General features: G+C 72.1%; 12 protein-coding genes. 6 read left to right on the top strand and 6 right to left on the bottom strand.

Annotated features, from left to right (window positions below):
• The first annotated feature begins 33 nt into the window (after positions 1–33).
• The 3 genes from ABH927_RS30200 (at position 34) to ABH927_RS30190 (ending at position 9,749) form a co-directional block, all read left to right on the top strand.
• On the top strand, positions 34–2,928 hold the full coding sequence (locus tag ABH927_RS30200) for a CDP-glycerol glycerophosphotransferase family protein (RefSeq protein ID WP_370027165.1): 2,895 nt from the start codon (positions 34–36) through the stop codon (positions 2,926–2,928).
• A 154-nt stretch (positions 2,929–3,082) separates the two neighbouring features.
• Positions 3,083–6,319: an ATP-dependent helicase gene (locus ABH927_RS30195; RefSeq protein WP_370027163.1), complete on the top strand. Its 3,237-nt coding sequence runs from the start codon at positions 3,083–3,085 to the stop codon at positions 6,317–6,319.
• 115 nt (positions 6,320–6,434) lie between these two features.
• On the top strand, positions 6,435–9,749 hold the full coding sequence (locus ABH927_RS30190) for an ATP-dependent helicase (protein WP_370027162.1): 3,315 nt from the start codon (positions 6,435–6,437) through the stop codon (positions 9,747–9,749).
• On the opposite strand, the gene ABH927_RS30185 is transcribed toward ABH927_RS30190, so the two are convergent.
• Positions 9,712–9,954, bottom strand: a complete 243-nt coding sequence (locus ABH927_RS30185; RefSeq protein ID WP_370027161.1) for a hypothetical protein — start codon at positions 9,952–9,954, stop codon at positions 9,712–9,714. The two genes, ABH927_RS30190 and ABH927_RS30185, sit on opposite strands and share 38 nt — an antisense overlap.
• 199 nt (positions 9,955–10,153) lie before the next feature.
• Between ABH927_RS30185 and ABH927_RS30180 the strand changes: the two genes are divergently transcribed.
• Positions 10,154–11,257, top strand: a complete 1,104-nt coding sequence (locus ABH927_RS30180; RefSeq protein WP_370027159.1) for a type III PLP-dependent enzyme — start codon at positions 10,154–10,156, stop codon at positions 11,255–11,257.
• A gap of 241 nt (positions 11,258–11,498) precedes the next feature.
• On the top strand, positions 11,499–12,344 hold the full coding sequence (locus ABH927_RS30175) for a hypothetical protein (protein WP_370027158.1): 846 nt from the start codon (positions 11,499–11,501) through the stop codon (positions 12,342–12,344).
• On the opposite strand, the gene ABH927_RS30170 is transcribed toward ABH927_RS30175, so the two are convergent.
• From ABH927_RS30170 to ABH927_RS30160, 3 genes are all read right to left on the bottom strand, one after another.
• Positions 12,329–14,107: an IucA/IucC family siderophore biosynthesis protein gene (locus tag ABH927_RS30170; protein ID WP_370027157.1), complete on the bottom strand. Its 1,779-nt coding sequence runs from the start codon at positions 14,105–14,107 to the stop codon at positions 12,329–12,331. The two genes, ABH927_RS30175 and ABH927_RS30170, sit on opposite strands and share 16 nt — an antisense overlap.
• A gap of 128 nt (positions 14,108–14,235) precedes the next feature.
• The gene (locus ABH927_RS30165; protein WP_370027155.1) at positions 14,236–16,182 is read right to left on the bottom strand and encodes an IucA/IucC family protein; all 1,947 of its coding nucleotides are present in this window, start codon (positions 16,180–16,182) and stop codon (positions 14,236–14,238) included.
• Positions 16,179–17,423, bottom strand: a complete 1,245-nt coding sequence (locus ABH927_RS30160; RefSeq protein ID WP_370027153.1) for a siderophore biosynthesis protein — start codon at positions 17,421–17,423, stop codon at positions 16,179–16,181. Before ABH927_RS30160 ends, ABH927_RS30165 begins: the two co-directional genes overlap by 4 nt.
• Before the next feature lie 173 nt (positions 17,424–17,596).
• Between ABH927_RS30160 and nudC the strand changes: the two genes are divergently transcribed.
• Complete coding sequence (nudC, locus tag ABH927_RS30155) at positions 17,597–18,499, top strand: NAD(+) diphosphatase (protein WP_370027151.1); 903 nt, start codon at positions 17,597–17,599, stop codon at positions 18,497–18,499.
• 27 nt (positions 18,500–18,526) lie between these two features.
• Here the strand turns inward: nudC and ABH927_RS30150 are convergent, their stop codons facing one another.
• Entirely contained in the window at positions 18,527–18,766 is a 240-nt protein-coding gene (locus ABH927_RS30150; protein ID WP_370027150.1) for a mycoredoxin, read from the bottom strand.
• A 104-nt stretch (positions 18,767–18,870) separates the two neighbouring features.
• Positions 18,871–19,890 (bottom strand): alpha/beta hydrolase, encoded by a 1,020-nt coding sequence (locus ABH927_RS30145; RefSeq protein ID WP_370027148.1) that lies wholly within the window; start codon positions 19,888–19,890, stop codon positions 18,871–18,873.
• Positions 19,891–19,987 lie beyond the last annotated feature (97 nt).

Genomic DNA, 19,987 nt, shown 5'->3' with positions numbered 1-19,987 from the left:
GAACACCGGTCTCCGAAGGGTGGTGCCTCCCTTATGACACCCGCACGCACGAGCGACGCCGTCGCCGACCGATTGCGGGCTGTCCAGGAGCTTTATGACCGGGGCGAGCCCATCGAAGCCCTGGTCGCACTGGTCCGCGAAGGCGGCCTGACCGGGGCGGAGCGTCGCGAGGTCGACCGGGAGGCGCTCGCCGGATCGCTCGGGCTCCGGCTCGACGCGGCGGCCAAGCGCGGCCCCGGGCGGCGCCGCCAGGCGATCGACTCCCTCCGGCCGTATCTCGCGGAAGTGGATCCCAAGGTCAAGCGCGACCTCCCGGTCGGCCGCCGGGTCGCCTTCCACCTGATCGAGACCCGTGATCCCGAGGAGCTCGCCGAAAGCGACGTGCTGGCCAAGCTGGCCGCCGCCGCCGCGGAGCCGTCCCGCCGGGTGCGCAAGGGCCTGCGGTGGTATGCCGACCTGCCCGTGGAGGTGGAGCCCGAGCTGCTGCGCCTCCGGGCGGCCGACCTCGTGCCGGTCACCCAGATCGACGACATCACGTGGGCGGACGGCCGCCTGCGGATCACGGGCCATGCCTACCTCGCCGGGCTGTCCGTCCGGAGCGGCCGCTTCAACCGCGCCACGGTCGTGCTGCGCGGCCCCCGGTGGCTGCCCCCGGTGACGCTCAAGACCAAGCGAATCTATCGGCCCGAGGCGACGCACGACGCCAAGGAGCCTGGCTGCAACTACGACTGGGCCGGGTTCACCGCCGAGCTGAACCCGCTCTCGCTCCGCTGGCGCGCCGGGCTGCGGGCCGTCGTGCGTGGAGGGAAGCGGCTGCTCCGGCGCCGCCACACCGTCCAGGACACCACGACCTGGCGGGCCGAGATCGTCATCTGGAGCCGTGCCGCGCGGGCCAGGGGTCCCCTCCGGGGTCCCGCGATCGGCCGCACGGAGCGCCCGGCCGGGCTGCGGGTCCGGTCGCGGTGGTGGGTGCGTCCTGTGTGGACCTCCGACAAGGCCCTCCAGGTGGTGCTCCAGCCGACCCGGGCCGAGCTGACCGGTGTCCGGCTGGACGGCCCCATGGTCGAGCTGACCGGATTCCTCCCCGGCAGACCCGTCACAAAGGGCAAGGCCCGGGTGGGCGGCCACCGCATGTCGGCGGACTTCACCCCGGCCGACGGCGGCACCCGCTTCTCGCTGGCCGTCGCCGTGCAGACCATGCTGACCTGGGATGCCCGGCGGCTGTGGGTCGAGCCCAAGGGCGACCCCGCCGCGGCGGTGATGCTGGAGGGCGCCGACGAGACGCGGCTGATCGTCGGCGACCGCGAGATCACCGTCCAGGGCGACCGCCGCGACCGGGTGGTGATCTCCGGCCACAAGATCCTGCCGGTCATCACCTCGGCCGAGTGGCGCGACGACTCCCTGACGCTCACCGGGCGGTACCCCGACGCCGACCCCGGGCCGCGTGACCTCGTGCTGCGGCACCGCGGCGGGCTCACGATCCGGGTGCCCGCCGAGCGTGACGGCGACCGGTTCTCCGTACGGCTCTCGCCCGGCGCGATGCCGCGCTTCGGGTCGAGCGTGCCGCTCTCCGAGGGCACCTGGAACCTGTCCGTGGCGCCTCCGGATCGGTACGGCCCGGCCATGGTGCCGGTCCGGTTCGACCACGCCGCGCTGGACGGGCTCGACGAGAGCCCCCGGACGATCTCGGGCCGGGTGTACCGGTTCGTCGCCACCCGGTTCGACGTGCCCGTGCTCGTGGCGGCCGAGGACCGGCCCGGCGACGAGCGGAGCGCGGCGGGCGTCTGGGCGCTCAGCCGCACCTTCTACCCGGCGGAGCGGGCCCGCCCGCTGCGCGAGGCCACCGTCTACGCCTCCTTCGACGGCCGGTCCTACTCCGACAATCCGCGTGCGATCTACGAGGAGCGCCTGCGGCGCGGCGACGAGGGCGAGCACATCTGGGTCGTCCGCGACGGAGCCTTCGTGCCGCCGGGCTCGCGGGAGCTCGGCCTTGGCGACGGCATCGTCCCGACGGTCGTCCGCGACGGCAGCCGCGAGCACTACGAGGCGCTCGCCCGCTCGCGCTACGTCGTGACCAACGGCTTCCTCCCGGCGTGGTTCCGCACCCGGGACGACCAGGTCTGCGTGCAGACCTGGCACGGCACGCCGGTCAAGCACATCGGGCGCGACCAGGCGCACATGAAGCGGGAGCCGCGGCCGCCCGTCTGGCACCGGCAGGCCGCCGAGGTGCGCGGCTGGGACGTGCTGCTCTCCCAGAGCGGCTGGGCCTCCGACGTGCTGCGGAAGGCGTTCGGCTACGAGGGCCAGATCCTGGAGTTCGGCTATCCCCGCAACGACGTGCTGGCCGCGGCCGAGCGCGGGCCGGCGGCCGCCGAGATCAGGCGGCGCGTCGGCGTTCCGGAGGGCAAGCGCGTCGTCCTCTACGCGCCGACCTTCCGCGACTACGACCGCAGGAACGCCTCGGTCCGGCTCGACCTGGTGGACGCCAAGCGGGTCCTCGGCGAGGATCACGTCGTGCTGGTGCGCGGCCACGCCATGCAGGCGTTCCCGCACGTGTTGCCTCATGAGGGCTTCGCCATCGACGTCACGACATATCCGGACATGGCCGATCTGCTGCTGATCGCCGACGTGCTGGTCACCGACTACTCGTCCTCGCTATTCGACTTCGTGGCGACGGGACGGCCGGTCGTGCTGTTCACTCCGGACCTCGCGAAATACCGCTCCACCCGCGGGTTGTACCTCGATCTGGAGTCGCAGCGGCCCGGCCCGCGGCTGGAGACCTCGGCCGAGGTGGTCGAGGTCCTGCGGACGATCGACACGGTCGCGGCGAAGCTGGCCGACCGCTACGCCGCGTTCGCCCGGACCTACGCCCCCCACGACAACGGCAAGGCCGCGGCACGCCTGGTGGATCACGTCTTCTCGTCCTGAGCCGTGCCCCATCCGGATTGCCCGCGATTACACCGAGGTCAGACCAGATCCGCTGGTGATGGCTCGGCGTGTCGTGCCGTTTGTTGAGACCACAGCACGCTGTACTGGTCATTCGGGCACGATCTACCCCAGGGTTCTGGTGGAATTCTGAGTTGTGAGTGGTCAGAACTACCGGCTGGTGCGCCGGGGCGGCGTGGGACGGCGTGCCGTTCCCGTGCTGGACGAGCACCAACGCGCCGTCGTCGAGCACGAGAGCGGTCCCCTGCTCGTGCTGGCGGGACCCGGCACGGGCAAGACCACCACGATCGTGGAGACCGTGGTCGACCGGATCGAGCGGCGCGGCGTCGATCCGGAGCGGGTCCTCGTGCTCACCTTCAGCCGCAAGGCCGCGGGCGAGTTGCGCGAGCGCATCACGGGACGGATGCGCAGGACTACCAGGACGCCTCTCGCCCTCACCTTCCACAGCTACGCGTACGCGCTGCTGCGCCGCGAGGCCGTACAGGCCGGAGAGCCGCCGCCCAGGCTGCTGACCGGCCCCGAGCAGCTTCTGGAGATCCGGCGGCTGCTCCACGGCGAGCTGGAGGACGGCGCGCGGCACTGGCCCGACCGGATGCGCGAGGTGCTGAAGACGCGCGGGTTCGCCGAGGAACTGCGCGACTTCCTGTCCCGGGCGGCCGAGCGCGGGCTGGACGGCGACGCGCTCGTCCATCTGGGCCGTGAGCACGGCCGGCCCGACTGGGAGGCCGCCGGGCTGTTCTCCGGCCGCTACCAGGACCGCTTCGACCTCGACCCGGTGCCCTCGCTCGACTACGCCGAGCTGATCCGCGAGGCCGCCGGGCTGCTGACCGACGGCGACATACGGCGGCGCGAGCGGGACGCCTACGACGTCGTGCTCGTGGACGAGTATCAGGACACCGATCCGGCCCAGGAGTTCCTGCTCCAGCAGCTCGCGGGGGAGGGCCGCGACCTGATCGCCGTGGGGGACCCCGACCAGTCGATCTACGGCTTCCGCGGCGCGGACGTGCAGGGGATCCTGCGGTTTCCCGACAGGTTCCGGACGCTGGACGGGCGGGAGGCCCCGGTCGTCGCCCTGCGCGTCTGCCGCCGCAGCGGCCCGGAGCTGCTCGAAGCCTCCCGCCGCGTCGCGTCCCGCCTGCCCGTGGCCCCTTCCCCGGGCGGCGGGGGCCGGTCGGCGCGCGGCGGCCACCGGGATCTGATGCCGGCCGATGACGCCGAACCGGGCGAGGTCAGGGTGCTGCTGGCCGACAGCGAGAGCCAGGAGGCCGCCGTCGTGGCGGACACCCTGCGCCGGGCCCACCTGCTCGACGGCGTGCCCTGGTCGCGGATGGCCGTGCTGGTGCGCAGCGCCACGCGGCAGGTGCCCCTGCTGCGAAGGGCCCTCATCACGGCAGGGGTGCCGGTCGTGGTCGCGGGCGACGAGGTGCCGCTGGTGCAGGAGCCCGGCGTCCGCCCGCTGATCACCCTGCTCAAGGCCGCCGCCCGGCCGTCCACCCTCGACGTCCCGACGGCGGAGGAACTGCTGACCGGCCCGCTGGGCGGCACGGACATGATCGGAGTGCGCCGCCTGCGCCGCGCGCTCCGGGTCGCCGAGCACGAGGCCGCGGCGGCGTCGAACGCCGCGGACGCGTCCGGCCCAGGCGAGCAGCCGGCCCTGCCGTTCACTCCGCGGTCGTCCGACGAGATGCTGGTGGCCGCTCTCCGCGACGCCCGCGAGCTCATCCCCGTCGAGCCGCACGTGGCCGCCCCCGCCGAACGGGTGGCCCGGCTACTGAAGCTCGCCCGCGCCGCCGTACGGCACGGCCGTGGCGCCGAGGACGTGCTGTGGGAGATCTGGCAGGCCAGCGGCCTCGCCGAGCGGTGGGCCGACGCCAGCCTGTCCGGCGGGTCCAGGGGAGCGCAGGCCGACCGCGACATGGACGGGGTCGTGGCGCTGTTCGACCACGCTGCCCGCTTCGCCGACCGGCTGCCCAAGGCGGGCGTGGAGGTCTTCCTCGACGACCTGACCTCCCAGGAGATCGCGGGCGACTCCCTCGCGGAGCACGCGCCCGAGGGCGACGCCGTACGGATCCTGACGGCCCACCGGTCCAAGGGGCTGGAATGGGACGTCGTCGTGGTCGCGGGCGTCCAGGAGGGCGTCTGGCCCGACCTGCGGCTCCGGGGATCGCTGCTCGGCGCGGAGGCGCTCGTCGAGCTCTCCGCGGGGACGGCGCTGGACACGACCCAGGTGGCGACGGCCGCACTGGCGTCCAAGCTCCTCGCCGAGGAACGGCGGCTGTTCTACGTCGCCGCGACCCGGGCCCGCCGCAGTCTGGTGGTGACCGCCGTCGGCGGCGAGGACACCGACGAGCGGCCGTCGCGGTTCCTCACCGAGCTGCTGCCCGGCGGGGTCGAGGGGGCCACTGTGGACGACCGGGCGCGGTGGCTCAGCATGCCCGCGCTCGTGGCGGACCTGCGGGCGGCCGTGTGCGACACGACCCGGCCCGAGTCTCTGCGCCGCGAGGCGGCCGGCCACCTCGCCCGGCTCGCCAGGGCCGGAGTGCCCGGCGCCGGCCCGCGCGAGTGGTACGCCATGACGCCCATCTCCGACGACCGGCCCCTCGGCTGGCCCGACGACATCGTGCGGATCTCCCCCTCGGCCGTGGAGAGCTTCACCAAGTGCGGGCTCCGCTGGGTGCTGGAGACGGCGGTCGGCGCGGGCGGCACCAGCGTCACCCAGAGCCTCGGCACGGTCATCCACGCGATAGCCGTACTGGCCACGGAGGACGGCGCCGACCTTGGGCGCCGGCTCGACGACATCTGGGACCAGCTCGACTTCGGCGGCATCTGGTTCAACCGCAAGCAGCGCAAGGTCGCCGAGCAGATGGTCGAGCGGTTCGTACGGTGGCACCAGGAGAACCCGCGCGAGCTCGTGGCGCTGGAGGAGGCGTTCACGGCGGTGGTCGCCGACGGCGTGCACATCAAGGGCCGGGTGGACCGGGTCGAGCGCGACGGCGACGGCAGGGCCGTGATCATCGACATCAAGACCGGCAGCTCCAAGCCGAAGGACGACGAACTCGACCGGCACCCGCAGCTCGGGGTGTATCAGCTCGCCACGCTGCTCGGCGCGTTCAAGCGGCATGGCCTGGTGGAGCCGGGAGGCGCGTCGCTCGTCCAGGTCGGCAAGGCGGCGGGCACGTCCGGAGGGGCCAAGGAGCAGGCCCAGCGCGCGCTCGGCGAGGACTCGGAGCCCGAATGGGCGCAGGAGCTCGTCGAGACCGTCGCCGCCGGGATGTCGGCGAAGGTCTTCGTGGCGAAGGTGAACGACGGCTGCCGCACGTGCGCGGCCAAGGTAGCCTGCCCGGTCAACGACAACGGAGGCCAGGTGTGCTGACCCCGCGCGAACCAGCGGACCCGTCCATGCGAACCATCGGAACCATGCGAACCATCGGAACCACGCGGGCCGTCCGCGTACCGCTGGGCCGGGCCGTCCGTGCGGGGATGGCGTCATGGTGAGCCCCGCGTTGAACCCGGTGGACCTCGCCGGCAAGCTCGGCGTCCTTCCGCCCACGCCGGAGCAGGCGGCGGTCATCGAGGCGCCGCTGGAGCCGGCCGTCGTCGTGGCCGGCGCGGGATCGGGCAAGAGCGAGACGATGGCGGGGCGGGTCGTCTGGCTGGTGGCCAACGGCCTCGCCCGGCCCGAGCAGATCCTCGGCCTCACCTTCACCCGGAAGGCCGCCGCCGAGCTGGCCGAGCGCGTGCGCAAGCGGCTGGCCGGGCTGGCGGCCGCCGGCCTGGTCGAGGCCGAACTGCTCGACACGGAGCCGGCCATCTCCACCTATCACGCGTACGCCGCCCGGCTGGTCACCGATCACGCGCTCCGCGAGGGGCTGGAGCCGACCATGCGGCTGGTGACGCCCGCCGTCGCCTGGCAGATGGCGGCCCGGGTCGTGGGGCAGTACGACGGCCCGATGGACAAGGTGGATCTCGGGCCGCCGAGCGTCACCGCCGCCGTGCTGGAGCTGGCCGGGGAGATGGCCGAGCATCTGCGCGGCCCCGATGAGGTGCGCGAGGTCGGCGACTGGCTGCGGGACCGCCTGGCCGCGCTCCCCGGACGGACGATCCTGGCCCAGCAGAAACCGGTCAAGACCCAGGCCGTCAGGGAGCAGTTCCTCCCGCTGGTCGAGGCGTACGAGCGCCTGAAGCGGAGCAGGGAGGTCATCGACTACGGCGACCAGATGGCCCTGGCCGCGCGGATCGCGTCCCGGCACCCCGAGGTGGGCATGTCGGAGCGGTCCAGGTTCTCGGTCGTGCTGCTCGACGAGTATCAGGACACCAGCCACGCCCAGCTCGTGCTGCTCCGGGCTCTCTACAGCGGAGGCCATCCCGTCACGGCCGTGGGCGACCCCTGCCAGTCGATCTACGGCTGGCGCGGCGCGTCGGCGGGCAACCTGTCGCGGTTCCCGCAGGACTTCCCGACGGCGACGGGCGATCCGGCGCCCGTGCGTCAACTCTCGGTGAGCTTCCGCAACGGGGAGCGGGTGCTGGGGGTCGCGGCCGCCCTGCAGGGCCCGCTGCGACGGGAGGCCCGTCAGGTGCCGGTGCTGGTACCCGGCGACAACCGGGCCGGGCGGGGGCGCGTGGTGTGCGCCTTCCACGAAACGGCCGAGGACGAGGCCGAGTGGATCGCCGAGGGCGTCGCGAGGACACTCGGCCTCGACAGCGCTCCCGACGGGCTCCCCTGGGGCGAAGGGGAGCGTGGCGGCAAACGGGGGAATGCCCTGCAACCGCAAGACGTGGCCATCCTCGCCCGCAAGCGGTCGCAGTTCCCGGCACTGAGGCGGGCGCTCGAGGCCAGGGACGTCCCGGTCGAGGTGGTGGGCCTCGGCGGCCTGCTCACGGTGCCCGAGGTGGCCGACATCGTGGCGACGTTGCGGACGCTGTACGACCCGACGGCGGGGGACGCGCTGGTGCGTCTGCTCGCCGGACCGCGCTGGCGGATCGGCCCGGCCGATCTGAAGATCCTGGGCGACTACGCCCGTGAGCTCAACCGCGAGACTCGGCGAGGGCCGAAGGAAGAGGACCCCCTCGAACAGGTCGTGGCCGACTTGGCCGAGGAGCGCGGCAGCCTGGTCGACGCGCTCGACGAGGTTCCGGATCGGCCGGAATGGCTGGAAGCCTTCTCACCGCTGGCCCGTGTCCGGCTGCCCGCACTCGCCCTGGAGTTGCGCCTGCTTCGCTCCCATTCCGGGCAGCCCCTGCCGGATCTGATCAGCGAGGTGGAGCGGCGGCTCGGGCTCGACGTCGAGGTGGCGGCCCGGGGCGGCAGCCCGCTCGCCGCCCGTGCCGACCTCGACGCGTTCCTCGACGCGGCCTCCCGGTTCGCCGGCGACTCGGAGGACCCCACGCTGGGCGCGTTCCTCGCCTACCTCAAGGCCGCCGAGACCGAGGAGTTCGGGCTGGAGGCCGGGCGGGTCGGCGACACCAACAGCGTCAAGCTGATGACGGTCCACGCGTCCAAGGGGCTGGAATGGCCGGTCGTCGTCGTTCCGGGCCTCTCCCAGCTCACCACCCAGAAGGGCGGGCTGGCCAAGGGCAGCGTGTTCCCCGCCACCCCTGTGACGAACTCGCGCTGGACGGAGAACCCGCGCAAGCTGCCCTACCCCCTTCGTGGTGACAAGGCCGACCTGCCGGTGCTGGCGGGGCTGGACAAGGAGGCCCTGGCCGACTTCGACGAGCGCTGCCGCGACCGCGATCTCCTGGAGGAACGGCGGCTGGCCTACGTCGCCGTGACGAGGGCCCACTACCTGCTGATCGCCTCGGGCTACCGGTGGGGCACGGCATCGAAGGCGCTGGAGCCGTCGGACTTCCTCACCGAGATCCGCGACGCGGGTGCCCAGGTCGCCAAGTGGGAGCTGGGCGAGAGCGAGGAGAACCCGCTCCTCGCCGATCCCCCCGAGGCGCTGTGGCCGTCGGTGTCGGTGCGCGAGTCCGTGCTGGACGGCGCCCGACTGGTTGAGGACGCCCTGGCGGGCTTCGCCGACGCTGGTCCGGTCGGGTCCGATGTTGCTGGTCCGGTCGGCTACGCCGAGGGGGCTGCGGGGGGCGAGAGCCGTACGGACCTGAAGGACTGGGAGCTGGAGCGGATGCGGGCCTGGGCGCGGGACACCGACCTGCTGCTCAGGGAGCGCGAGGCGAACCGGCATCGGGCCGGGGCCGTCGTGGAGCTGCCCGCGCGCCTCACGGTGTCGTCCCTCGTGACGCTGGCCACCGATCCGTCGGCGTTCGCGCGGCAGGTGCGGCGCCCGGTGCCGAGAAAGCCCGCGCCGCTTGCCCGCCGGGGCACGGCGTTCCACCGCTGGCTGGAGTCACGCTGGGGCCAGCAGCGGCTCATCGACGATCTGGAGCTGCCGGGGGCCTCCGACGAGCTCTCGGAGGCCGATGTGCACCTCGCGGAGCTGCAGGAGCGGTTCGAGGAGAGCGAGTGGGCCGGGCTGGAGCCGGTCGATCTCGAGGTGCCGTTCGAGACGATGATCGCTGACCGGCTGCTGCGGGGCCGGATGGACGCGGTGTTCCGTGAGGGAGACGGCTACGTCGTGGTCGACTGGAAGACGGGCGAGCGGCCCACCGGCAAAGCGGCCGACACCGCCTCGATCCAGCTCGCGGCCTACCGGATGGCCTGGGCGGCCCTGGCCGGGGTGCCGCTGGAGAAGGTGGGGGCGGCGTTCCACTACGTCCGGTCGAACGACACCGTCCGCCCCGTCGACCTCCTCGACGCCGACGGCCTCACCGCCCTGATCCACCAGATCCCATCAGTCGAATAGCTCTCCGGTGTCGAGTTTGATTCATCCAGGGGCTCACGACGACCTGGCCCCAGGAGATCTCCGCGGTGTAGCCGGCGTCGTTGAGCTCCTGGCAGAGCTGCTGGATCTCGTCCTCCTCGTCGAGCGGCTCGGGCTCGATGTCCGGTGGTCGGGGAGCGGGGGTGTGCTGGTGCCTTCCGTGCCGGGTGGGCTTTGTGAGCGCCATGTCGCCGCCATCCTCTCGGGCTCCCTACATGTCCGATGGTACGTGCTGTCGCTGAGGCGCAACGGAACGTAACAGCAAGTGGAAGGCGGGCCGTACCGGCGGCGAAACGGCCAGGGTGGAGGGAACCCGGCCCTCGGGTGCGGAGTTCTGCTCCCGGAGAGCAAAAGACCTGACCCTGAACCTGATCGGAGATGACGACGTGACCGTCGCGACGCCCGCGCAAGCGTCCATCTGGGAGCCGGCTCACGCCGCTGGCCTGCCCGCCTACGTGTACGACCTGGTGGGTCTGGACGCCCACGCGGCGGCCGTACGGGAGGCCCTGGGTGACGTGGAGCTCTACTACGCGGTCAAGGCCAACCCCGACCCGGAGCTGCTGCGGGCGCTGGCCCCGCACGTCGACGGCTTCGAGGTCTCCTCCGGAGGGGAGTTGGCGCACGTGCGGGGCCTGTTCCCAGGTGTCGCGGTCGCGCTCGGCGGGCCGGGGAAGACGGACGGCGAGCTCTTCGCGGACGTCACCCGGCTGCACATCGAGAGCCCCACGGAGCTGCGCCGCCTGCTCGCGCCCGGGCGCCCGGCCGACGTGCTGCTCCGGGTCAATCTGGACGTCCCGATTGACGGGGCTTCCCTGGCCATGGGCGGCGGCGCGACGCCGTTCGGCATGGATCCGCAGGGGATCGCCGAGTGCGTCCGGCTGCTTGAGAAGCAGGACGTCGTACGGCTGCGTGGCGTCCACGCCCACCTGGCCAGCGGGCTCGACGCGCCGCGGCTGCTGGAGCTGGCCGCCGTGGTGCTCGACTACGCGAGGGGCCTGGGCGCCACCGAGATCAATCTCGGCGGGGGCATGGCGGTGTCCTATGCCGACCCGGAGGCGCTGTTCGACTGGCGGTCGTACGGCGAGGGCCTGGCGAGGCTCCGCCGTCCCGGCGAGGTGCTCCGAATCGAGCCGGGACGGGCGCTGACGGTCTACTGCGGGCGGTACGTCACCCGGGTGATCGACGTGAAGCGCGTGCACGGCGAGCTGTTCGCGGTGGTCGCCGGGGGCACCCACCACCTGCGGACCCCGGCGACCAAAGGCCACGACCAGCCGCTGGCAGGGCGCGGACGGGTCGCCGGTGAGCCCGTCACCATCGTCGGCCAGCTCTGCACGCCGAAGGACGTGCTCGCCCGCGACGTGCCCGTGCGCCTCGAAGTGGGCGACGTGATCGAGTTCGCGATGGCCGGGGCGTACGCCTGGAACATCTCCCACCACGACTTCCTGATGCACCCGAAACCCGCCTTCCACTACATCCGCGAGGCGGTGTAGCGGTCCAACACGCGGGCGGCGTCACGGCTGCGTGTCAAATGTGTTGACTTCGGTTGACGGTTTGTGTCCAGGCCCCTATGTTCTCCAATACATCCGATCTCTTGGATGAAAGCGATGCGGGAGCGGCCCTCAATTACGCGACGGAACTGGGTAATCGACGTCCCACAGTCCCGACCGTTGCGGTAAACACCCAAGGTCTGTCCGCTCCTCCCCCCAACCGGCAGCTCACTAGGAGGCAGCCGTGAACGACATGTCCCCATCAGAAGTCGGACGCCGGAGAGTGCTGGCGATGGGAGCGGGCGCGCTCGGCGCGCTCGCGGCCGGAGCCCTGCCCGCCGCCCTGCCCGCCGCCGCACAGCCGGCCGTCGCTGGCACGCGGTCGAAACTGATCGCCGCCGCCCCGTCCTGGGTGCTCAAGTGGAGCCCGAGCCCGTCGTCGGACGGGTTGAACGCCTTCGAGGGACTAGAGGACGACCGGTCGGACTCGCATCCCGGCGTCAAGCACATCTACGTCGAGGGCGACCACTGGCGGTTCGACATGCACACCCGCGACCGCGACGGCTCCGACCGCCAGCGCAACGAGGTCAAGGGGATGCGCACGGGAAGCACCCTGCACAAGATCGAAAAAGACACCACCTGGCGGATCACCTACCAGGCCTACTGGCCGTCCTCGCTCACCGCCACGAGCAAGTTCACGCACATCATGCAGATGAAGGTGCAGGACGTCGGCGGTCCGCTGTGGACCCTGACCCCGCGCCTCAGGAGCGGCAAGCCCACGCTCACCGTGCTGACCCTCAAGGACGACGACTCCAACACCGAGCACGTCCTGACGGCGTACGCGCCGCTGCAGAACAAGTGGATCGACGTCGAGTGGGAGTTCAAGGCGTCCAACAGCGGCGGCTACCTGGCCTGGACGCTGCGCGACGGCTCCACAGTGGTCGCGAGCGGGCGGACCACCGCCGTCGACCTGTGGCGGGACAAGAACTACCTGCGTCCCAAGTGGGGCATCTACCGCAGCATCGAGAGCAGCGGGCTGCAGAACACCTACCAGCTCATCCGCGATTTCAAGGCCTACCAGCTCCAGTAGCCCGCGAGGGGGTTGGCGACCGGGACGTATCCCGCCGCGCTGTCCGCTGAACGGGCCCACCTCACGGCGAGGTTGGCCTTGGCGGGGAGGGGCGCGCCGGCGAGCAGGCCCGCCAGGGGAACCGGCCGGCCGTGCTCGCCGGCGTAGCCCGCCAGCACTTCCCTCGCCACCTCCCACAGCCGATCGAGAAGCGAGGCTGGTTTCGCGGCCGGCTCGGCGACGGTCGCCGCGACCTCGGCCAGGTGGTTGACCACGAGGCAGTAGACGACCCGGTCCCAGCCGTGTCCGGCCTCGTAGGTCACCGCCTCAGCCACCCGTCCGGGCAATCCGGACAGGTCGTGGCGGCCGGCGACCAGCTTGGTGCCCTCCAGGTCACGAAATATCGCCTCAACGGGGAGTCCGTCGTCGTCGACCCCGATGAGGACGTTCTGCACGTGGGGTTCGAGCACCACCCCATGGGTGAAGTAGGCGTCCAGCACCGGAGGCGCGACCCGTTCGACGTAGGCCTTCCACCAGGTCAGCGGGTCTCCCGCCCGGCGCGCGCGGACAGCGTCCGGCACCCCGGCCGCCGTCGCCGCGTCCCCCTCCGCCATGCCGTACGGCGGGGCCGCGAGCGCCGCGGCGAGGATGGGGGTGACGCCGGGGCCGCACACCGCCCAGGGGCCCGATCGAACGATGACTCCGAGTCCCTCAAGCAGCCGGGTGCCGAGGGCCGCCGAACGATAACCGGGCTCGGGGAGCCAACGAGTGCCGGGGAAGGCGTCGGCCAGCCGTTCGAAGACCGGGTGCAGGCGCTCGGTCAGCTCGACCGCCCCGGTCAGCTCGTACCACGCGTTCTTCCGGACGCAGTTGGTGATCCGGACGTCCAGGCTGAACTTCAGGCAGGTCCCCGTGCCGGGCTCGTACACCGTCCGCACCGACGAGGTCGGGATCACGGGGCGGGAGCCGTACCCGAGATCGATCAGCCGCCCGTCGCCGAGCGGTTCGCGCAGCTCGCCGGCCAGCAGGTCGAGCTGCCACGGGTGCGCCGGGAGGAGCGCGTAGCCGGGCGGCGCCGTGCCCAGCCGGTCGAGCGCGCCGGCGTCACCCTGCCCCGCCACGAGATTTGACCGGACGCCGAGCAGCCGCAGCGGGAACTCGGCGTGCGCCTCGGGCGCGTAGAGGGGCCACTGTGAGCCGGTCCGCGCCTTCGGGGAGGGATGGAACGGATGCCCGTACACAAGGGCCTGCTCGGACGCCAGCCAGGGATCCTGTGGCGGACGGGAGGCCCGTGCGGTGCCTTCGGCGGCTTCGGCACGGGCCGAGAGAATCGTCGCGATCGCGTCCCGGCTGGAGACCACCTGCGCCGCGAACTCGTCGTTGACACCCTCAAGCCCGCGTCCGACGACCTCACGTTGGTCCGCCACGCGTTGATCCAGCCCGCGTGTGGCGCGCTGCGGTCGGACGGGCCGCTGTTGAAGGGGCTGCTGGGCGAACTCCTGTTGAGCGAGTTCCCTCTGGAGGAGGTCGAGGAGCAGGCCGGAGGTCAGCGGGAGCCAGGATCCGTCCGCCAGCCATTCCGGCGGGCCGTCGAAGCGCAGCGCGATCCCCCCTTGGGCGCGGACGCGGAGAAGCGTCCCCGCGACGCGCAGCATGACGTACGGCTCGGCCGCCCAGACCTGGCCGCGCGGGCCGCACACCTCGCGGGCGCAGCAGCGCAGCAGTGCGGCGAGCGTCGCCCCCTCGGCCAGGGCGGTGTGCGGGTCGAGCAGGAGGCGGTCCATATGCGAAATGCCCTTTGCATGGTCACGGATGGAAAAAGGCCAGGTCGGGCGGGGGTTCGGGGAAGCCATGCATGATCGCGCGCGAGGTTGTGGCAGGTCGGAGGGGATGCGCGGGAAGCTGTGCATGATCACGGCGAGGGGTGGGGGCGGAGGTAGTTGGGGCCCGTCGTGCCGTAGAACTTGTTGATGTCGCGGGCCCCGGACCGTCGCTTGTCCACCAAGGTCCCGGCGATGACCATCGACTTGCCGGCCAGCCGATCGGCGTCCAGGGTGCGGGCGCGGAGCAGCCTCGCCATCGGGTCGTCGCCGAAGGGCTCCAGGGCCGCCGACAGCTCCTCACGGAGGAGATTCGCCGCCGTGCCGTCCCGCACGACGTCGCGCAGCGCGGGGAAGGTGATCGCGGCGGCGGCCAGGTGGAGGGTGATCGTCACGAAGACGTCGGCCAGCGCATGGGGGTCGTTCGTGAGCATGCGGTCGTCACCGAAGTCCGGCACGCCGAGCCCGGCCGCGCGCAGCCGGTCGGGAGAGGCGAGCAGGCCGTCGTTGTCCTTGACGAGCAGCCGCATCGGCCCGTCGCCGAACACGAGGGCCAGGTTCTGCTGATGGGCCTCCAGGGCGATGCCGTACCGGACGAACAGCCTCACGTTCCACGCGAACAACGTCGCGAGATAGTCCCGCAGCAGAGCTTTCACGTCGCCGCCGGAGAAGCGATCCGCGAGCTCGTGCAGCACCAGCCAGGTCTCCCGCTCCGGAGCGGCATCCTCCGGCCACGGGCCCAAGTCCTGGAGCCGCCGGGTCCAACCCTCCGGCCGCCGGGACAACTGCTCAGAGTGTCGGATGGCGTGCTCCGGCCACGGGGCGAGAAGCGCCGCGACGGGGACGATTTCGCCCTCGGGGACGCGGCGGATCAGCCAGCCCAGATACTCGTGCCCGGCGTGCCCGTAGGACTGCTCGTCCGCCAGCGACACCCGCATCCGGGGTTCCCGTTCGAGCACCTCCCGCAGGAGCGACTCGGCGAGCGCGCCGTCCCGCAGCGTGCCCGGCTTGATCGATCTCCGGTTGCGCAGGCCGAGCGTGCTCGTCGCGAGGGGCAGCTTGAGGTGCGTCCGCTCCTCGACCTCCACTGTCCGCATGGAGAGCGTCGGACGGACCATCAGGTACGGCTTCCGCCCCACGATCACGCCGGGCACCTCGGCAAGCTGCGGCACGGTGAGCGGGTGGACGGGGAACAAGACGTGCGTTCCGGCGAGCCGGTGCGACAGTCCGACGTCGCCCGGCCGCGGCCACCACGAGGGCTGCCAGGACGCCCCGGCCCCGACCTCCGCACCCACGTCGGCATTGGCCCCGGCGTCGGCGTCCGCGCGGTCGCCGGCTTCCGTCCCGGCGACCACTTCCGCGCCGGCGTCTGCTCCGGCCCCGGCTTCCGCCGCGGCTTCGGCCGGGGGCCGCGTGACGTGTGCCAGGGGGACGGCTGCCCAGGCCAGTTCGAAGCTCGGGGCGAACTCCGGAGCGTGTGCCAGCAGTTCGTCGGCCGAGACCCCGAGGCGGCAGCGGGCCGTCGGATAAAGCGGGTGATCGACCCCCGCCGCCAGCGTCTCATAGAAGATCAGGCTGAACCCCGAACCCATGCGAGCTTCCCCGTCTTCGTCGGCCAGGCCGCCCGCCTCGGCTCCCTGGGCTATGCGCTCCTGGCGGAGGAGGCGGGCGATGGCCTCCTCGTGGTGGCGCTCGTGGAGATCCAGGGCGGCGAGGGTTTCGTGGCACTCGGTCGTGAAGGCGGCCACTCCCTCGGCGTCCGCCAGGTCGGCGACCGCTTCCAGCGTCCGGAGGACCTCCACCAGGCCGAAGTCCGCCGATGCCGCTCTCCCTCGCTTCGCGGCGTTTGGTGCGGCCACGGCGAAATCCTGGAACGGGGAGCCGGGGCAGAGCCGTACTCTCCTGCCGGAGGCCAGGACCAGGGCGACGCCGTCCTTGTCGCTGGTCAGGCGCGAGGAGATGCCGGCGTAGTCCTCGCGGAGCAGCGCGTTGAGCACCCTCACCGCCAGATAGCGCTCCTGGGTGGACACGTCGGTCACGCGATCACCCAGGGGTGGAGCTCGCGGAAGGACTCGATGGCGGCGTCGACGCTGAGGCGGTCCGGCCCGATCGCGCGGACGATGCCGAGATAGTCGCGGTTCGTGTGGGTCAGCTCTATCCGGTCGCCGACCGCTCGTAGCGGCCGATGCCAGAGGCGGACGCCGTCGGCCGCGACCGCTGACAGGTCCGCCGGAGCGGCAGTGATCACGCCCGAAGCCCCGGCGACGAGGCTCACCGCCGCCCCGAAGCGTCTCGCGCTCTCATCCGAAACGCCCAGGCCGGAGACGCTTTCACCCGACACGACTCCGCCAGAGGTGCTCTCGCCGGCGACGCTCGCGACAGACCCGGAGCCGAGCGCGTCGAGAGGCTCTCCCGCGTGCACCCGGAGGATCCACGCGAACAGCGGCGCACCGATCAGATCGGCCAGCAGGAAGTCGCAGTTGTCGCCGATCAGCCGGTAGTTCGTCTCGATGATCCGTGGCCCGTCCCGGGTGACGACGAACTCGGTGTGGCAGACCCCGAAGCCCACTCCGAGCGCGTCGAGAGCGGCGGTCACGTGGCGCAGGTGCTCCTCGGGCGGTTCGGGGTTCCAGTCCAGGCGTTCCTCGACGAAGTGCGGGAGCGGGCCCAGTGTGGTGCGGAATCCGCCGAGGACGCGGGTCGTCCGGCCGTCGCCCAGCGTCTCCAGCGTGTGGAGCGGCCCGACGAGGAACTCCTCCACGACCAGCACGTCGCTGGGCCGCCGCGTTCTGATCCCGGCGACGGCCTCGGCCAGCTCTCCGGCGCCCGCCGCCAGCATGACGTCCTCGCTCGCCACCCCCGCCGCCGGTTTCACCACGACGGGGTACGGCAAGCCCGGCGGAAGGTCCGCCCCGGGCGGGAGCCGTACGGACCGGACGGACTCCACGGGAGCGAGGCGGCGGCGCATGAGGGCCTTGTTCTTGGCGGTCACGCAGGCGCGCCAGTCCTTGGCCGGCAGCCCGAAGTATCCGGCCGCCAGGGCGGTCTCGGCCTGGAGGTGGTCGGAGTTCGAGAAGACGACGTCCGGCCGGTGGTGCCCGGCGATGGCGTCGATCATCGCTCGCGTGTCGCGCACGTCTGTCTCGATGACCTCGTGGCCGGGGTAGCCGTCCGGTTGGTTCGTGAGGACGGTGACGTCCCAGCCCAGTGACGCGGCCGCGGGGAGGAAGCCGCCCATGACGGAGTCCGTCGGGTTGAGCGCCGTGAGGTAGAGCCGCACGCGGAGCCTCCATAGGTAAGGCTTACCTAACCTACGACATCCTAGCCTCCTGGACATCGGTCCGCGCGCCGGAATCCCCACGGGCGGCCACGTGTTGCCGGAAGAACTCCCCGAAGAACTCCCGGAAGAACTCCCGGAAGAACTCCCGGAAGAACTCATGGAAGGATGACGCCGTGGAAATCTCGGAAGGTCTGCTCGGGCCCCTGCTCCTGGCGCGGAGCGCCATCGACCGTTCGGCGGCGCTCAGGGGCGACGGGGAGTGGCTGGAGCGGGCCTGGGCCGACGAGAAGACGCGGGTCCTGATCGTGAACGACGGCCAGACCCTGATTCGCCGGTTCAGCGAGGACGCGGCCCTCGTGCTCATGTCCCCGCTGGAGGCTCCCGAGGGCCCCCGCTACCTGCTCGGGGTGGACGCGGACGGCGTGCCGTACTTCGCGGTCAAGGCCCCGCTCCCGCCCGGCGAGGCGGCGGGGCTGCGGCAGGCCGGGGCGCTGCTCGACGACCGTGACGCGGGGCTGCTCGTCTACGCCGTCGCCCTTGAGGCATGGCACGACACCCACGAGTTCTGCCCGCGCTGCGGGAGCCGTACGGACATCACCGCCTCGGGCCACATGCGGATCTGCCCGAAGGACGGCAGCCAGCATTTCCCTCGGGTCGATCCAGCGGTGATCATGCTGGTCCTCGACGACGACGACCGCGTCCTGCTCGCCCGCGGCCCGGAATGGCCGGAAGGCCGGATGTCGGTCCTGGCGGGTTTCGTCGAGCCGGGGGAGTCGCTGGAGCACGCGGTGATGCGCGAGGTCCTGGAGGAGGTCGGCGTCACCGTCACCGCTCCCCGCTACATGGGGAGCCAGCCGTGGCCGTTCCCGCGCAGCCTGATGCTCGGCTTCGTCGCCCGCGCCACCACGACGGAGCTCCGGCCCGACCGCGAGGAGATCGCCGAGGCGCGCTGGCTGTCCAGGGCGGAGCTGGCCGCCCAGGTCGAGTCGGGAGAGCTGGCCCTGCCGGGCCAGGTCTCGATCGCGCGGAGGCTCATCGAGACCTGGTACGGCTCGGCCATCCCGGGCGAGTGGTGAGCCGGGGGACGACCGCTCAGCAGGCGCTCAGCAGGCGCCCTGGAGGTGCCGCTTGACTTCCGAGACGGACGGGTTGGTCATCGTGTGGCAGTCGGCCACCACCGTCGGGACGACCTGGTTGCCGTTGTTGACACTCATGACGAACTGGGCGGCGTCGGGGTGCCGCTCGATGTCGACCTCGCTGTAGGCGATGCCCTCGCGGGTCAGCTGGCTCTTGAGCCGCTTACAGGGGCCGCACCAACTCGTGGTGTAGACCGTGAGCGCCATGATCGTCCCTTCCGGTGCGCGAACGCGAGCGTCATTGGCAACACGGCCCGCCATCGTCCTGTTCCCGCTCAAACCGGGCTTTCAGCGCCTTCCTGAAGGGACTTCTAGCGAGCGAGCCTCGCGGCGATCCACGCCTGGACGGTCTCAGCGACTCCGGGCTCCCGGTAGAGCGGCGCGCTGTGCTCGGTGCCCGGCATGGTCTTGATGGTCATGGGCACGCCCACCGCGCCCAGCGCCTGCCTGAGCATCTCGCTCTGGTACGGCGGGACGAACTCGTCCGCGGAGTGCACGGTCAGGACGGGGGCGTCCCCGGCCGTCGCGTGGAACGGAACCTCCATGCTCGACCAGGTCTTCGGGCACTCGGCCGGGTCACAGCCACCGGCCAGGACGATGGCCGCCCGGCGGAGCTTGCGCTGCTCGGCGTCGCCGCCCTTGTCCCCGTCGGTGTACGCCGTGAGCGGCGAGACGACGGGGGAGACGCCGACGACCCCGCGGAGCCCGGGAAGGCCGTCGCCGTACGTGCCGATCGCGGCGGCGATGTGGCCGCCTGCGGAGAAGCCGACGATGACGTAGCGGTCCGGGTCGGTGTTGAACAGGGCGGCGTGCCTGCGCACGGTCGCGATCACGTCGATCGCGTCGGTCCGCTGCGCCGGCCAGACCGCGTCCCCCGAGAGCCGGTAGTCGAGGTTGACGACGGTGTAGCCGAGCTGGGCATAGCTGCGGCTGACCTCAGTCATGTACTTCTTGTCGCCGCCAGACCACCAGCCGCCGTGGATGACGAAGACCGCGGGACGCCGCGCGCCGGTCGTGTGCCACCAGACGTCCATCCGCTGCCGGACGTGCGGGCCGTACGAGAAGGTCCGGATCTTGATATCGGAGGGCGCCGAGGCCGTCGGGGTCGGGGTCGGGGTCGGGGTCGGGGTCGGCGTGGAAGTGGGGCTGGGGCTGGGCGTCGGAGTGACGGTGGGAGCCGGCTCCGCCCTGGTTCCCGCTGTGGTTCCCGCTGTGGTTCCCGCTGTGGCGTTCGCCACCGTCGAGGCCCCGGCATGGGTCGGTGCGAGCAGAACGGCGGCGAGGGCGAGCGCTCCGGCACCTACTACCGCTGTTCCCACCCTTGTCCTCACGGCTGTGTCCTCCCCGCTGCGGCCGTCGTAGTGCCGCCGTAACGCATTGGTACGCCTTGGTGTCGCCGTCTTGCCGACCCGGTCCGGGGACACGCCC

This window comes from Planotetraspora sp. GP83 (assembly GCF_041262585.1).
Lineage (GTDB): Bacteria > Actinomycetota > Actinomycetes > Streptosporangiales > Streptosporangiaceae > JAOEGB01.
This window is presented reverse-complemented; position numbering and strand designations above follow the sequence as displayed.

Coding starts and splice junctions, on each gene's coding strand:
- ABH927_RS30200 (WP_370027165.1), top strand. CDS start 34: ATGACACCCGCACGCACGAGCGACGCCGTCGCCGACCGATTGCGGGCT.
- ABH927_RS30190 (WP_370027162.1), top strand. CDS start 6,435: ATGGTGAGCCCCGCGTTGAACCCGGTGGACCTCGCCGGCAAGCTCGGC.
- ABH927_RS30185 (WP_370027161.1), bottom strand. CDS start 9,954: ATGGCGCTCACAAAGCCCACCCGGCACGGAAGGCACCAGCACACCCCC.
- ABH927_RS30170 (WP_370027157.1), bottom strand. CDS start 14,107: ATGGACCGCCTCCTGCTCGACCCGCACACCGCCCTGGCCGAGGGGGCG.
- ABH927_RS30150 (WP_370027150.1), bottom strand. CDS start 18,766: ATGGCGCTCACGGTCTACACCACGAGTTGGTGCGGCCCCTGTAAGCGG.